Origin of the sequence: Kitasatospora sp. NPDC088351 (assembly GCF_040685575.1) — a bacterium.
GTDB lineage: Bacteria > Actinomycetota > Actinomycetes > Streptomycetales > Streptomycetaceae > Kitasatospora.
Genome location: NZ_JBFBIL010000037.1, coordinates 68,309 through 83,512, shown reverse-complemented (window position 1 = coordinate 83,512; position 15,204 = coordinate 68,309). Strand labels below are relative to the sequence as shown.

At 73.0% G+C, this 15,204-nt stretch carries 10 protein-coding genes and 1 pseudogene; 8 read left to right on the top strand and 3 right to left on the bottom strand.

The window, feature by feature from the left end:
- Positions 1-206: 206 nt before the first annotated feature.
- The 3 genes from AB0P06_RS24300 to AB0P06_RS24290 all read right to left on the bottom strand — a co-directional run bounded on the left by AB0P06_RS24300 (position 207) and on the right by AB0P06_RS24290 (position 3,936).
- Positions 207-2,243, bottom strand: coding sequence for an acetoacetate--CoA ligase (locus AB0P06_RS24300; RefSeq protein ID WP_363610657.1), 2,037 nt, complete (start codon positions 2,241-2,243; stop codon positions 207-209).
- Positions 2,244-2,387: 144 nt separating this feature from the next.
- The gene (locus AB0P06_RS24295) at positions 2,388-2,936 is read right to left on the bottom strand and encodes an NUDIX domain-containing protein (RefSeq protein WP_363610655.1); all 549 of its coding nucleotides are present in this window, start codon (positions 2,934-2,936) and stop codon (positions 2,388-2,390) included.
- Positions 2,937-3,003: 67 nt separating this feature from the next.
- Positions 3,004-3,936, bottom strand: coding sequence for an NUDIX domain-containing protein (locus tag AB0P06_RS24290; protein ID WP_363610653.1), 933 nt, complete (start codon positions 3,934-3,936; stop codon positions 3,004-3,006).
- A 160-nt stretch (positions 3,937-4,096) separates the two neighbouring features.
- Between AB0P06_RS24290 and mmuM the strand changes: the two genes are divergently transcribed.
- The 8 genes and pseudogenes from mmuM to AB0P06_RS24250 all read left to right on the top strand — a co-directional run bounded on the left by mmuM (position 4,097) and on the right by AB0P06_RS24250 (position 15,082).
- Positions 4,097-5,104 (top strand): homocysteine S-methyltransferase, encoded by a 1,008-nt coding sequence (gene mmuM / locus AB0P06_RS24285; RefSeq protein WP_363610651.1) that lies wholly within the window; start codon positions 4,097-4,099, stop codon positions 5,102-5,104.
- Positions 5,105-5,213: 109 nt separating this feature from the next.
- Positions 5,214-5,978: an IclR family transcriptional regulator gene (locus AB0P06_RS24280; protein WP_363610649.1), complete on the top strand. Its 765-nt coding sequence runs from the start codon at positions 5,214-5,216 to the stop codon at positions 5,976-5,978.
- A gap of 346 nt (positions 5,979-6,324) precedes the next feature.
- Positions 6,325-7,044, top strand: coding sequence for an MIP/aquaporin family protein (locus AB0P06_RS24275; RefSeq protein ID WP_363610647.1), 720 nt, complete (start codon positions 6,325-6,327; stop codon positions 7,042-7,044).
- A 91-nt stretch (positions 7,045-7,135) separates the two neighbouring features.
- The gene (gene glpK, locus AB0P06_RS24270) at positions 7,136-8,662 is read left to right on the top strand and encodes a glycerol kinase GlpK (RefSeq protein ID WP_363610645.1); all 1,527 of its coding nucleotides are present in this window, start codon (positions 7,136-7,138) and stop codon (positions 8,660-8,662) included.
- Positions 8,663-8,813: 151 nt separating this feature from the next.
- Entirely contained in the window at positions 8,814-10,409 is a 1,596-nt protein-coding gene (locus tag AB0P06_RS24265) for a glycerol-3-phosphate dehydrogenase/oxidase (protein ID WP_363610643.1), read from the top strand.
- 216 nt (positions 10,410-10,625) lie between these two features.
- Positions 10,626-12,434 (top strand): annotated as a pseudogene (locus AB0P06_RS24260) (DNRLRE domain-containing protein); the annotation flags it as partial.
- A gap of 15 nt (positions 12,435-12,449) precedes the next feature.
- Positions 12,450-14,630, top strand: a complete 2,181-nt coding sequence (locus tag AB0P06_RS24255) for an amidase domain-containing protein (protein WP_363610675.1) — start codon at positions 12,450-12,452, stop codon at positions 14,628-14,630.
- Positions 14,630-15,082 (top strand): hypothetical protein, encoded by a 453-nt coding sequence (locus AB0P06_RS24250; protein WP_363610641.1) that lies wholly within the window; start codon positions 14,630-14,632, stop codon positions 15,080-15,082. Before AB0P06_RS24255 ends, AB0P06_RS24250 begins: the two co-directional genes overlap by 1 nt.
- Positions 15,083-15,204: the final 122 nt, after the last annotated feature.

Sequence of the window (15,204 nt, the reverse complement as noted above, 5' to 3'; positions counted from 1 at the left end):
GTTGCGGGTCATCAGGGCGACGTTGCCCAGCGGCGTCCACTCCCGGGCGGTGATCCCGGCCTCTTCGCGGAGTGGCGGTCGCGGTCGCCGTGGCGGTCGCAGTCGCGGTGGCGGTGGCGGTCGGCGAGGCGGTCGGCGACACGGTCGTGGTGAGGCCGTCGGTCTCGGGCGGCGGTGGTGGAGACGCCCCTTCGCCGTACGCGGGGCTACCCGCGGCGGTCCCGGCCGAGCTGTTCGAAGAAGCGCAGGTGTTCGAGGTTGTCGACGGAGCCGGGGTTGACCGCCTGCTCCAGCGGGGTGCCGGAGAGCAGGCGCTTCACCGGGACCTCGATCCGCTTGCCGGTCAGGGTGTGCGGCAGGCCCCGGACGGCGATCACCTCGTCGGGGACGTGGCGCGGGGAGAGTTCGGTGCGCAGCGTGGTGCGGATGCGGCCGATGAGGTCGTCGTCGAGGGTCGCGTCGGGGGCGAGGACGACGAACAGCGGCATCCAGTAGCCGCCTTCGGGCTCCTCCACGCCGATGACCAGGGATTCGGCGATCTCCGGGAGGCGCTCGACGACCTCGTAGATGTCGGAGGAGCCCATCCGGACGCCCTGGCGGTTGAGGGTGGAGTCGGAGCGGCCGTGGATGACGACGGTGCCGCGGGAGGTGACGGTGATCCAGTCGCCGTGGCGCCAGACGCCGGGGTACATCTCGAAGTAGCTGTCGTGGTAGCGGATGCCGTCCGGGTCGCTCCAGAAACCGGTGGGCATGGACGGGATGGGCTTGGTGACGACGAGTTCGCCGACGGCGTCGGTGAGCGGGCGGCCGTGGACGTCCCAGGACTCGACGGCGGCACCGAGGCAGCGGGCCTGGATCTCGCCGAGGTGGACCGGGAGGGTCGGGACGCCGCCGACGAAGCAGGAGCAGACGTCGGTGCCGCCGCTGACCGAGGCGAGCCAGACGTCCTCCTTGACCTCGTCGTAGATCCAGCGGAAACCGTCGGGCGGGAGCGGGGAGCCGGTGGTGCCGATGCAGCGGACGACGGAGAGGTCGAGGTCGCGGCCGGGGTGGAGGTCGGCCTTGCGGCTGGCGATGACGTAGGCGGCGGAGGTGCCGAGGACGGTCGCGCCGGTGCGGGCGGCGACGGACCAGAGGGCGCCGGTGTCGGGGTGGCCGGGGCTGCCGTCGTAGGTGACGATCGTGGACCCGGTGAGCAGGCCGGCGAGGAGGAAGTTCCACATCATCCAGCCGGTGGAGGTGTACCAGAGGAAGCGGTCGCCGGGGCCGAGGTCGAGGTGGAGGCCGGCCTGCTTGAGGTGTTCGACCAGGATGCCGCCCTGGCTCTGGACGATGGCCTTGGGCAGGCCGGTGGTGCCCGAGGAGTAGAGGACCCAGAGCGGGTGGTCGAAGGGGACGGCCTCGAAGACCGGCTCGACGTCGTGGGCGACCAGGTCGTCCCAGTGCAGGGCGCCGTCGGGGGCGGGTGCGCCGAGCACGGGGACGTGGACGACGGTGCGCAGCGTGGGGAGTTCGCGGCGGAGTTCGGCGACGACCTCGGTGCGGTCGTGGTCCTTGCCGCCGTAGTGGTAGCCGTCGACGGCGAAGAGGACGGCGGGTTCGATCTGCTGGAGCCGGTCGAGGACGCTGCGGGCGCCGAAGTCGGGGGCGCAGCTGGTCCAGATGGCGCCGACGGCGGCGGTGGCGAGGAGGGCGACGGCAGCCTGCGGGATGTTCGGCAGGTAGGCGCCGACCCGGTCGCCGGGGCCGATGCCCTGGGCGCGGAGTGCCTCGGCCAGCGAGCCGACCTGGCGGCGGAGTTCGGCCCAGGTGAGGACGACGGGCTGCTCGGTGGTCTCGTCGAGGTGGAGGACGGCCGGGCGGTCGGCGTTGGCGCTCGGCCGGCCGTCGGGGCCGGGTTCGCCGGCGCGCAGGGCGTGCTCGGCGTAGTTGAGGCGGGCCCCGGGGAACCAGCGGGCGCCGGGCATGGCCGGGTCGGCGAGGACTGCCTCGGGTGCCCGGGTGAACCGGACGTCGAACCACTGGGTGACGGCGGTCCAGAAGCGGTCGAGGTCCTCGGTGGACCAGGTGTGCAGATCCGCGTAGCGCCGGGCGGCCTGCTGGTCGTCGTCAGCGGGGGCGAGGGGGGCGGCCGGTGCGCCGTGGTGTTCGGCGGCCCAGGCCTGGAAGGCCACGAGGTTGGTGGCGGCGGCGCGAGCGGGGTTGGGGCGCCAGAGCGGCTGATCCTGGGATGGGGTGCTCACGGTGGTGGTCTCCCGGCCGGTGGATGGGACGGGAGTGCTTGTGGCAGGGCCCGTCCGGTTGGGGCTGTCGGTGCAGACCCTGCCATGTGATCGGCCGGTGCGCCAGGGTCTGCCCCGGGGGTGCGCGGGCTGGTCAGCGGCCGGTCAGCGGCGGGTGAACTCGCCGTTGAACCAGGCGCGGGAGACCCGGGTGTGGAAGGCGAAGGCGAGTGGGGTCTCGGGGGTCGAGAGCTGCCAGCCGTCGGTCTCGTCGGTGGGCCTGGAGGGCGGCAGTTCGGCGAGCGGGCGGCCGGGCAGCAGGCCGAAGAGGCAGAGGAAGCCGCCGTTGGTGTCGGAGTCGGTGGCTACCAGGGTGATGTCGGCGGCGTCGGCCAGGATGCCCGTCTCCTCGCGGAGTTCGCGGACGCAGGCCTGCTGCCAGCTCTCGCCGTAGTCGACGTAGCCGCCGGGCAGGGCGAGTTCGCCGCAGCCGGGCTCGATGGTGCGGCGGATGACGACGAGGCTCCGCTCACCGCTCTCCTGGGTGACCGGGAGGAGGGTGACCACGACGGGCAGTGGATTGCGGTAGCTGATCTCGGCGCAGCCGGGGCAGGTGCGGGGCCAGGCCTCGGTACCTGACGGGTAGGGCGTGCCGCACCAGTGGCAGTGGGAGTTGGGCCGGTTGCTCGTCCTGCTCACCTCTTGAGTGGTCATGGCCGGATGGTAGTGCCGCGAGGGCCTGCGGTGGATCGCGGTCCGTGGACATGGGCGGCGGGGCCGGTCAGCGGAGCCCGTCCTCGTGGGTGGGGCGGAGCAGTGCCGGGTGGAGGAGCTGGGCGTCGCCGGCGCGGTAGTTGCGGGCCCGGGGGCCGCCGCGGGCGCCGCCGCGCTCGGTGGTGGTGCCGGTGCTCTCGACGAAGCCGGGGACGGAGAGCACCTTGCGGTGGAAGTTCCCCGGGTGGAGCTTCTCGCCCCAGACGGCCTCGTAGACGGCGCGCAGCTCGGGGATGGTGAAGTCGTACTGGAGGAAGGCGGTGGCCAGCGGGCTGTACTCGATCTTGGCGCGGGCGCGGTCGAGGCCGTCGGCCAGGATGCGCGCGTGGTCGAAGGCCAGCGCGATGGGGACCGACGCGATGGGGGCGGGCCCCTCGGCTCCGGTGTGGGGGGCGGGAGGGTGGCCGGTGTGCCCGTCGACGCCACCCCCGTGGGTGTCGGCGGGCACACCGGCTGCTGGGGACCGGCCGCCGGGCGGCCGGAGATCGAGGGCGGTGACGGGGTGCCAGGCGGCGGACGCCGCGTCCGTACCGGCCTGGGGGTCGGGCAGGTCGGGGGCGAACGCGAGGTAGGCGACCGAGACCACGTGCATCCGCGGGTCGCGCAGGGGGGCTCCGTAGGTACCGAGCTGTTCGAGGTGGATCCGGCTGAGGGCGGCCTCGGCGTCGGCGGTGCCGTGCAGGCCGGTCTCCTCGGCGAGCTCGCGGGCGGCGGCCTCGTCGAGACCCTCCTCCCCGGCCTTCAGGAAGCCGCCCGGCAGCGCCCAGTACCCCTGGTAGGGCGGCGCGGCGCGCTCGACGAGCAGGACGTGCAGGCCGCCGTGGCGCAGCGTCAGGGCGACGACGTCGACCGTGACCGCGACCGGGGTGTAGGCGCGCGGGTCGTAGGAGGCGAGCCACTCCTGCTCGGCGCCCCCGCCGTGGGGTGGCTGTGCGGCCATGGCGGTCTCCTCTCCCGGTCGGGCCCGCCCGTCCTTGTCGTTCTCGGGCTGAGCACAACGTAGCGATCCCTTGTCTCTGCGGCAAATGGTTTTCCGGGCGGCCGCCCGCCGCCGCGCTCCTAGGCTGTGAGCAGGAACGACGTCGCCCCAGGAGGCCGCCATGCCCGTCACTCCCCCGGTTCCCGGTCCGGCCGGCTTCGCCGCCGCGCTGGCCGCCGGTCCGCTGGTGCTGGACGGCGGACTGTCCAACCAGCTCGCGGCCGCCGGGCACGATCTGTCGGACGGGCTCTGGTCGGCGCGGCTGCTGGCGGACGCGCCCGAGGCGCTGGTCGCCGCGCACCGGGCCTACTTCGCGGCGGGGGCGCAGGTCGCGATCACGGCGAGCTACCAGGCGAGCTTCGAGGGGTTCGCCCGGCGCGGGGTGGGCCGGGCGGAGGCCGGGCGGCTGCTGGCGCGCGGCGTGGAGCTGGCCCGCGCCGCGGCGGAGGAGGAGGCGGCCGGGGACCGGCCGCGCTGGGTGGCGGCGTCGGTGGGCCCGTACGGGGCGGTGCCGGCGGACGGGTCGGAGTACCGGGGGCGGTACGGGCTGAGCCAGGACGAGCTGGAGGCGTTCCACCGGCCCCGGCTGGAGGCGCTGGTGGCGGCCGGGCCGGACGTGCTGGCGCTGGAGACGGTGCCGGACGCGGACGAGGCGCGGGCCCTGCTGCGGGCGGTGCGCGGGCTGGGTGTACCGGCCTGGCTGTCGTACAGCGTGGCGGGCGGCCGGACCCGGGCCGGCCAGCCGCTGGCGGAGGCGTTCGCCCTGGCCGCGGAGGCCGACGAGGTGGTGGCGGTGGGGGTGAACTGCTGTACGCCGCAGGATGCCGACCGGGCGGTGGCGCTGGCGGCGCGGGTGACCGGCAAACCGGTGGTGGTGTATCCGAACAGCGGCGAGAGCTGGGACGCGGGGGCCCGGGAGTGGCGCGGGGAGCCGACGTTCCGGGCGACAGGGGCGGCCGGGGGCCGGGGGCGGGTGGCCCGCTGGCTGGCGGACGGCGCCCGGCTGATGGGCGGCTGCTGCCGGGTCGGACCGGACGGGATCGCCGCCCTGGCGGCGGAGCTGGCGGCGGAGCTGGCGGCGGAGCCGACACCGGAGCGGGCGGCGGAGCGGGCGCACGGCCGGCCCTGAGCGCCGGTTACCGAGGGGGAAGGTGCACGGACCGGGGGTGGACTGGCAGACTCGTGGCGTTACCACTGCGGTCGACATTGTCGACCGCCTGTCAGCGCGGAGGTACCGAATGCCCGGCCCGATCCAGTCGCTTTCCCGGGCCGCCGCCATCATGCGCCTGCTGGCCGGCGGCGAACGCCGCCTGGGCCTGTCCGAGGTCGCGACGGCGCTGGGTCTCGCCAAGGGCACCGCGCACGGCATCCTGCGGACCCTCCAGCAGGAGGGGTTCGTGGAGCAGGACCCGGAGAGCGGCAAGTACCAGCTGGGCGCCGAACTGCTGCGCCTCGGCCAGAGCTATCTGGACGTGCACGAGCTGCGGGCGCGCGCCCTGGTCTGGGCGGACGACCTGGCCAGAGCGGCCGGGGAGACGGTCTACCTCGGGGTGCTGCACCAGCGGGGCGTGCTGATCGTGCACCACGTCTTCCGTCCGGACGACACCCGGCAGGTGCTGGAGGTCGGCTCGATGCAGCCGTTGCACAGCACCGCGATGGGCAAGGTGCTGCTGGCGTACGACCCGGTGGCGCGCGGCGAGCTGGCCGAGGGCGAGCTGGAGGCGTACACCTCACGGACCCTGACCGAGCCGGCGGACGTGGACGCGGAGGCGGCGCTGACCCGCGAACGGGGCTGGGCCGACGCGATCGAGGAGACCTGGGAGGGCGTGGCCTCGATCGGCGCGCTGATCCAGGACCGGCGGCGCAATCCGGTGGGCGCGGTCTGCATCAGCGGCGCGGTGGAGCGGGTCTGTGAGGACGGGTTCGTCAGACCGTCGCTGGTCGCCTCGGTGCGCAGCGCGGCGCGGGCGATCTCGCGGGATCTGGGCGCCGGGCGGTTCTGAGCCGCGTCCGGCGGGGGCGGGCCGGGCACGGACCGGGCCCGGACCCGACCGGAGTCACATCGGAAGACATGGTCACGCTGAGGCGCGGACAGGCGGGATGCCTGTCCGCGCCTTAGCGTTTTGTCCATATTTGGCGTTCCCCGATGGGTAACTTCGAGCGAAGGGTCACAGCTGCGTAACCCGCCCTTGACGTGGGGGCGACCTGGGGAGGAAGCTTCCGCATGACGGTCGACAATGTCGAACGATGGCCGAGCCGATCACTCCCACACAGCGCTCACCCGCACAGTGATCGTCCGGTCGCCTGCCCCCACCCTCATCTCCGGGCCATATGGACAAGGGAGTCTCTGTGTCCGCGTTCTCCAACGGCGACATCTTCGTCGGCGAAACCCTCGGCACCGCCGCCCTGATACTTCTCGGCGGCGGCGTCTGCGCCGCCGTGACGCTCAAGAAGTCGAAGGCCCTCAACGCCGGCTGGCTGGCGATCACCTTCGGCTGGGGCTTCGCGGTGATGGTCGCCGCCTACATGTCGGCCCCCAAGTCCGGTGCGCACCTGAACCCGGCCGTCACCCTCGCCATCGCCGTCGACACCGGCGACTGGAGCAAGGTCCCGGTCTACCTCGGCTCCCAGCTGCTCGGCGCGATGATCGGCGCCGTCCTCGTCTGGGCCACCTACCTCGGCCAGTTCCAGGCCAACAAGGAGCCGACCCTGGGCATCTTCTCGACCGGTCCCGAGATCCGGAACCCGTTCCAGAACCTGCTCACCGAGATCATCGGCACCATGGTGCTCTGCCTCGGAATCCTCACCCAGGGCCTGACCAAGGGCCTCGGCCTCTCCGGCACCGGCATCCTGATCGTCGCCTTCACCGTCGTCTCCATCGGTCTCTCGCTCGGCGGTCCGACCGGCTACGCCATCAACCCGGTCCGCGACCTGGGCCCGCGCATCGTGCACTCGCTGCTGCCGATCCCGAACAAGGGCGGCTCCGACTGGTCCTACGCCTGGGTCCCGGTGGCCGGCCCGGTCATCGGCGGCCTGCTGGCCGGCGGCCTGTACCACGTCGCCTTCTGAGCCCGGGTTTCCGCCCCGCCCGAGCACGGGGACTGACCAGAGAGTCGGACCCACCCACCCCCGCAACCCCCATCCCGAGCCGAGGACCCTCATGACCTCCACTGGCACTGGCAACTACATCGCCGCGATCGACCAGGGCACCACCTCCAGCCGCTGCATCATCTTCGGCGCGGACGGCCGGATCGTCGCCGTCGACCAGCAGGAGCACCGGCAGATCTTCCCCCAGCCCGGCTATGTCGAGCACGACGCCGCCGAGATCTGGACCCGGGTGCGGTCGGTGGTCCGGGGCGCGCTGGAGAAGGCCGGTCTGACCAGGGACGACATCCGCGCGATCGGCATCACCAACCAGCGCGAGACCACCGTCCTGTGGGACCGGAACACCGGCGAGCCGGTGCACAACGCACTGGTGTGGCAGGACACCCGCACCGAGGGGCTCTGCCGCGAGCTCGGCCGCAACGTCGGCCAGGACCGCTTCCGCCGCGAGACCGGCCTGCCGCTGGCCAGCTACTTCGCCGGCCCGAAGATCCGCTGGCTGCTGGACAACGTCGAGGGCCTGCGCGAGCGCGCCGAGGCCGGCGACATCCTCTTCGGCACCATGGACACCTGGGTCATCTGGAACCTCACCGGTGGTGTCAACGGCGGCAAGCACGTCACCGACGTCACCAACGCCAGCCGCACCATGCTGATGAACCTCCACACGATGGCGTGGGACGAGAAGATCGCCGAGTCGATGGGCGTGCCGCTGGCCGTCCTGCCGGAGATCCGCTCCTCCGCCGAGGTCTACGGCGAGGCCGTCGGCGACCTGGCGGGCGTGCCCGTCGCCTCCGCGCTCGGCGACCAGCAGGCCGCGCTGTTCGGCCAGACCTGCTTCGACGAGGGCGAGGCCAAGTCCACCTACGGCACCGGCACCTTCCTGCTGCTCAACACCGGCGAGAAGATCGTCAACTCGTACCACGGCCTGCTGACCACCGTCGGCTACCAGATCGGCGACCAGAAGCCGGTCTACGCGCTGGAGGGATCGATCGCCGTCACCGGCTCGCTCGTCCAGTGGCTGCGCGACCAGCTCGGCATCATCTCCACCGCGGCCGAGATCGAGACCCTCGCCAACACCGTCGAGGACAACGGCGGCGCCTACTTCGTCCCGGCCTTCTCCGGCCTGTTCGCCCCGTACTGGCGCTCCGACGCCCGCGGTGTGATCGCCGGCCTGACCCGGTACGTCACCAAGGGCCACCTGGCCCGGGCCGTGCTGGAGGCCACCGCCTGGCAGACCCGCGAGGTCGTCGACGCCATGCAGAAGGACTCCGGCGTCGAGCTCACCGCCCTCAAGGTCGACGGCGGCATGACCAGCAACAACCTGCTCATGCAGAACATCGCCGACGTCCTGGACGCCCCGGTCGAGCGCCCGTACGTGGCCGAGACCACCGCGCTCGGCGCCGCCTACGCGGCCGGTCTGGCCGTGGGCTTCTGGAGCGACCTGGACACCCTGCGGGCCAACTGGCACCGCGCCGCCGAGTGGACCCCGCGGATGGACGAGGCCACCCGGGAGCGCGAGTACAAGAAGTGGCTCAAGGCCGTGGAGCGCACCATGGGCTGGGTGGAGGAGGACGAACAGAGCTGACCGCGAAGCCGGTCGGGGCCCTCGGCCCCGACCGGCACGCTCCCGTTTCACCGGCCCGCCGCACCGGGCCGAACCGGCCTCTCAGCAGGGGCCGCACCGCACATCGAGAGGAGTAACGGCGCCGCCCGACCCGCGCCGCCGTACACACACCATGGCTACCATCCCGACCCTGGGCGCCGAGCGCACCGCCGGCCGCACCGCCTCCCGCGCCGAGACCCGCGAGCTGCTGGGCAAGGCCACCTACGACCTGCTGGTGATCGGGGGCGGCATCCTCGGCACGGCCGTCGCCTGGACCGCCTCCCAGGCGGGTCTGAAGGTCGCCATGGTCGACGCCGGCGACTTCGCCGGTGCCACCTCCAGCGCCTCCTCCAAGCTGGTCCACGGCGGCCTGCGCTACCTGCAGACCGGCGCGGTCAAGCTCGTCGCCGAGAACCACAAGGAGCGCCGCGCGCTCGCCACCGACGTCGCCCCGCACCTGGTCAACCCGCTGACCTTCTTCGTGCCGGTCTACAAGGGCGGCCCGCACAGCGCGCCCAAGCTCGGCGCCGGTGTCTTCCTGTACTCGGCGCTCTCCGCCTTCCGCGACGGCATGGGCCGGGTCTCCACCGCCGCGCACGCCGCCCAGCAGGTGCCCGCGCTGCGCACCGAGGGCCTGCGCTCGGTGGCCGTCTACGGCGACCACCAGATGAACGACTCGCGGGTCGCCGTGATGACCGTGCGCGCGGCCGTCGACGCCGGCGCCGTGGTGCTCAACCACGCCGAGGTCACCGGCCTGCGGTTCACCGGCGGCCGGGTCACCGGCGCGGACCTCAAGGACCGCCTGGACGGCACCGAGTTCGGCGTCGACGCCCGCCTGGTGCTGAACGCCACCGGCCCGTGGGTGGACCACCTGCGCACGATGGAGGACGCCGGCGCCGCGCCGTCGATCCGCCTCTCCAAGGGCGCTCACGTCGTCGTCAAGCGCCGCTCCCCGTGGCGCGCCGCGCTCACCATCCCGATCGACAAGTACCGCGTCTCGTTCGCCATCCCGTGGGAGGACCACGTCCTGCTCGGCACCACGGACGAGGAGTACACCGGCGACCCGCAGGACGTCCGGGCCACCGAGGCCGACATCGACCAGATCATGGGCGAGGCCGGCCACGCCATCCGCGACGAGCACCTCGACCGTGACCTGATCACCTACGCCTTCGCCGGCCTGCGGGTGCTGCCCGGCGGCCCGGGCGACACCGCCGCCGCCAAGCGCGAGACGGTCGTCACCGAGGGCAAGGGCGGCATGCTGTCGGTCGCCGGCGGCAAGTGGACCACCTACCGGCACATCGGCCGGACGGTGCTGGAGAAGCTCGCGCACGTGCCCGGTACCACCCTCGGTGAGGACATCTCGCCGATCGCCGCGACCGTGCCGCTGCCGGGCGTCGGCGCGCCGAACGCCGTCGCGCACCGCCTGCTGATCGACCGCGAGCCCGGCTCCCGGATGGAGCCGCTGGTCGCCAAGCACCTGGCCAGCCACTACGGCACGCTCTCCTTCGAGATCGCCCGCATGATCGACGAGAACCCGGAGCTGGGCGAGCCGATCCACGCGGACGGGCCGGACGTCTGGGCGCAGGTCGCCTACGCCGCCGACAGCGAGTGGGCGTACACCACGGACGACGTGCTGCGCCGCCGCACCACGATGACCGTGCGCGGTCTGGACACCTCGGAGATCCGGGCCGAGGTCGAGACCTTCCTGGCGAAGCGCGCGACCAGGTAGCCGGACCGGTTCCACCGGAAGGGCGGACACCCCTGATCCAGGGGTGTCCGCCCTTCCGCGTCCGTGCGTATACAGCGCGTCACGATCACATCAACTTCTCAAGGAAATCCTCAGGCCTTGGGGGCCTATGTCCATACTTGTCATGATCATCTCGTCAGATGATCTTCCCTATGCTCCCGCCAGCACTGTTGATCAACAGTGGGTCAAGGAGCATCGATGCACGTCTCAAGACGGACCCTGAGCGGTCCGCTGGCCCTCGCGCTGGCACTGTCGCTGGCAGGCGGGGCCCAGGTCGCGTTCGCGGCCAAGCCACAGCCCAAGCCCTCCCCCGGCAAGCCCCCGACGGTGGCCGCCACCGACCCCACCGGCAGCATCGCCGCCGCCAGGGCCGCCGCCCGGACCACCGGCAAGCGGGTCGAGGCGGCCTCCGAGCGCAGCGAGATCTCCACCACCTGGGTCAACCCGGACGGCACCCTCACCACCGAACTCTCGGCCGGCCCGGTGCGCTTCCTGCGCGACGGTGCCTGGGCCGATGTGGACCTCACCCTCAAGGCCGCCGCCGACGGCTCGGTGGCCCCCGCCGCGCACCCCAACGGCATGAAGCTGGCCGGCGCCGGCGGCAAGCGCCCCCGTTCGCTCCAGGAGTCGCAGGCCGGCGCGGAGGCGGCCCGCACCCTGGTCTCGCTCGGATCCGGCGACGACGAGCTGGCCCTCCAGTGGAAGGGCGGCCTGCCCGAACCCGAGCTGGACGGCCCGCGTGCCACCTACCGGGACGCCATCGGCGACGGCGCCGGCGACCTGGTCGTCGAGGCCACCCGGACCGGCTTCGAGCAGTTCGTGACGCTCAGGCAGCGCCCGGCCGCCCCCGGCTACTCGTACACCATGCCGCTCCAGGCCAAGGGCCTGAAGGCCGTCCCCCAGCCCGACGGCAGCGTGCTGTTCACCGACCGGAGGAACGGCCACAGGCGCGCCGTGCTGCCCGCCCCGGTCGCCTGGGACGCCACCACGGCGCCCGGCTCCGGCGAGCACCCGCGGCAGGCGAAGGTCGACCTCAAGGTCGTCCAGCACGGCGACGACGTCGATCTGGTCTTCACCCCCGACGCCGCGTTCCTGGCCGACCCGGCCACCGTCTACCCGGTGACCGTCGACCCGGCCACCGCCGGTCTCGGCAACGCCTTCGACACCCGGGTGCAGAAGGGCGAGACGGTCGACTGGTCGGCCGACACCGAGATCTACTGGGGCAACTCGGGGACCAAGAACGCCGACGGCAGCTCCCGCGAGGCCCGTTCCTTCATCAACTGGAACACCGCCTCGATCGCCGACGCGCTGGTCTCCAGCGCCACCCTGTCGCTGTACAACTTCCACTCCGGCAACAGCGACTGCCTGAACTACGCCTGGGACGTCTACGACACCGGCCTGGCCTCCACCGCCTCGCGCTGGACCGCCCAGCCGGCCTGGGGCACCAAGCGGGCGACGTCCACCGAGACCAAGGGCCGGGACGCCTGCGGCGGCGACGGCTGGATCAACGCCGACGTCACCACCATGGTGCAGACCTGGGCCTCGGCCAAGAACACCACCTCGGGCATGGGACTGCGCGCCCCCGACGAGACCAACACCAAGTTCTGGAAGGAGGTGAACTCCGCCAACGCGGCCACCAACGTGCCGAAGCTGACGGTCACGTACAACTACCGGCCGCGCACCGGCACCAACCAGCAGGCCGGCCCGCCGTTCCTCCAGGACGGCACCGGCACCTGGCGGGTGGACACCACCACCCCGGTGCTCCGCGACACCTTCGTCGACCCCGACGGGGACAAGGTGACCGGCACCTTCCAGCTGGTCGACGCCATCTCCGGCGCCCAGGTCGGCAACGTCAACGTCTCCGGCTACGTGGCAAGCGGCACCCCCGCCTCCGTCACCGTCCCGGCCGGCCTGCTCCAGTACGGCCACACCTACCGGTTCCGCACCTCGCCGTACGACGGGCTGCACTACAACCTGGGCTGGTCCGCCTGGGCCACCTTCAGCGTCAGCCCGCTGCCGGACGTGCCGAGCGCACTGCAGACCGGCGCCCAGCAGACCCTCACCCCGGTCCTCTCCGCCCTGGTGACCAACCCCAACCAGGGGCGCGTACGCACCGAGTTCGCGCTCAAGGGCCAGAACGGGCAGCCGCTGCCGACCGCGCTTCCCCCCGCCTGGGCGGAGAGCGGCAGCCGGGCCTCCGTCCAGGTGCCCTCCGGTGCGCTCGTCGACGGCGGCAGCTACACCTGGGCCGCGCGCGGCTGCGCCGCCGTCGGCTGCTCCGCCTGGACCGCCGACCAGCCGCTGACCGTCCGGGTGCAGGCCCCGCCCGCCCCGCCGACGCCGACCACCGTGGTGCTCACCGGACCCACGCTGGCCGACGCCTCGACGGCCACCGCCGGCGGCGGCTGCGACACCGGTGCCTGCCCGGCCGCCGACCCGGCCGAACTGCGGGTCGGCACGGTCGCCGGCAGCAGTTGGACCGGCTGGCTCAAGCCGGACCTGACCGCCGTTCCGGCGGGCTCCCGGGTGGTCGGTGCCAAGCTGGCGCTGACCCGCTCGGACTGCGCGGCCGGTACGCCCGGCTGTGACGAGGCCGCCGTGGACGTCTTCCAGCTCGGCTCGGCCTGGACCCCGGACCAGGGCGGCGCCGCGCTGACCGGTGCCACCGGAACGGAGAGCTTCGCCTCCGCCGCCAGGCTCTCCGAGATCGACCTGGCCGCGATGGTCGGCTCCTGGATCGAGAAGGGCGAGGCCTACGGGCTGGCCCTGCGCCCGCCGGCCGACTGGACCGGCGCCGCCCGGTACTACTCCGCCACCGCGGCGAACCCGGCCCAGCGGCCCCGGCTGACCCTCGACTACCTGGCGCCGACCGCGCCGGGCCCGGCCGAGCTGGTCACCGCGACCGGCGGGGACGCCGGACTGCTCGTCACCTGGAACGCGCCGTCCGACCGCGGCTCGGTCGGCGACGTCTCCTACACCGTCCGGGTCGAGACCGCCGACGGCACCCTCGTCCGGGAGCTGGCCGGCGCCGACACCCGCGCCGTGGTCACCGGCCTGGACAACGCCCGCTCGTACCGGGCCGCGGTCACCGCCCGGAACAGTTACGGCAGCGCCGCCCCGGTCGTCTCCGCCCTGGCCCAGGGCACCCCGACGGCCGGCGGCCCGGACCAGTACCGCGGTTATGTGCAGGAGTACCTGGACGCCCGCAACAAGATCAAGATGAAGCCCGGGTTCACCGCGCCCGACGCCGCGGCGGAGGCCGCGCACGGCACCGCCTTCGTCGACCTGCTGGCCACCCAGGAGGCCTCGCTGGTCGCCAACCGCGACGCCCTGGCGACCCAGAACCAGGTCTACTCCGCGGCGGCGGTCTCGCTGACCGACGTCGTGGTCGACCAGAAGACGGCCGGCAAGGTCGTGGTGCGGGCCACCGTCAAGGACTCGGTGATGATCCGGACCGACGGCGTGGACTCGCCGACCGAGAGCGCCGGCCCGAAGCGGTTCGAGTTCACCGTCGGCTCCACCGCGGTGCTCACCTCGGAGGCCGACGACAGCGCCGCCGAGCAGAAGCTCTCCTCCTCGGCCTCGGCGCAGGCCCAGGTCGAGGTGGCCGACGGCTCGCCGAGCGACACCGTCGGCAGCCAGGGCTCGGTGCCGCTCGGCGCCGACGGCTTCCCGGTCGCCTCGGCCCAGCCGGCCGGCGCCGTCCAGGCCGGGTACAACTACAACGGCACCGCCGACTGGGCCCGCCGGAACGTCGGCATCAGCTGGGACTTCGGGCAGGACTGCACCAACTTCGTCTCCAAGGCCCTGTACTACGGTGGCGGGATGCGGGTCCGGTACGGGTTCAAGACCTTCGACAGCGCCTGGTGGCAGAACGACTACTGGCTCTTCGGCTGGCACAAGAACCGGAGCTACACCTGGGCCGGTGCCGCCAACCTGCGTCGGCACCTGCTGTACTACCGCAACACGGTGTACCTCACGAGCACGAGCCAGGCCCGGCCCGGTGACATCGTCTTCTTCAAGTGGCGGAGCGAATCGGTCGTCAACCATGCGGCCGTGGTAGTCAGTTGGGGTTCCAGGATGGAGCTGCGCCAGCACGGCCGGTCGAATGTCACCACGCTGAACGAGGTCCTGTCCTACTACCGGCAGAAGGGCGACCCGATCGAGTGGATCACCGTCGTCCGGCCCCTCGGGACCAGCTGATGACGCCCGGGCGGCCGATCGCGGCGGCAGCGGCGGCCCTGCTCTCGGCCGCCCTGCTGGCGGGGTGCTCCAGCGGGCCCTCGGACGCCGAACTGGAGTACGCGGGCGACTACGCCAACCACCCGCACCTGCGGGTGACGGGCTATCCGGCCACCGCCACCCTGGGCCTCGTCCAGCAGGTCGTCTGGCGGCTCGCCGACGGCTCCGGGGACCGGCTGGAGAAGCTGGCCGCCTCGGACGGCCCGGGCGACGCGCGCCGGACCGCCGCGGACGCCTGGGTGCGGGACTACCAGCGGGGCGCCCAGGGGTCGGTCACCGCCGACTTCCAGGACGACCCGGCGAACCGGCAGACCGTGGTGCTCACCTTTCACGACACCGGCCAGTCGAAGGAGTTGCTGCTCCGGCTGGACGGCGACGGAGGCGCCGACGGCTGGCGCGTCCTGCTGAAGTGACCGCCGGGTGACGGGCGGGCGTTCCTCCGGGAGCGCCCGCCCGTTCGGCTTTCCTGCCCGGGCCACCTGGCCACCTGACCGGGCCACCTGACCGGGCCACCTGACCGGATGGGCGTCGGTGA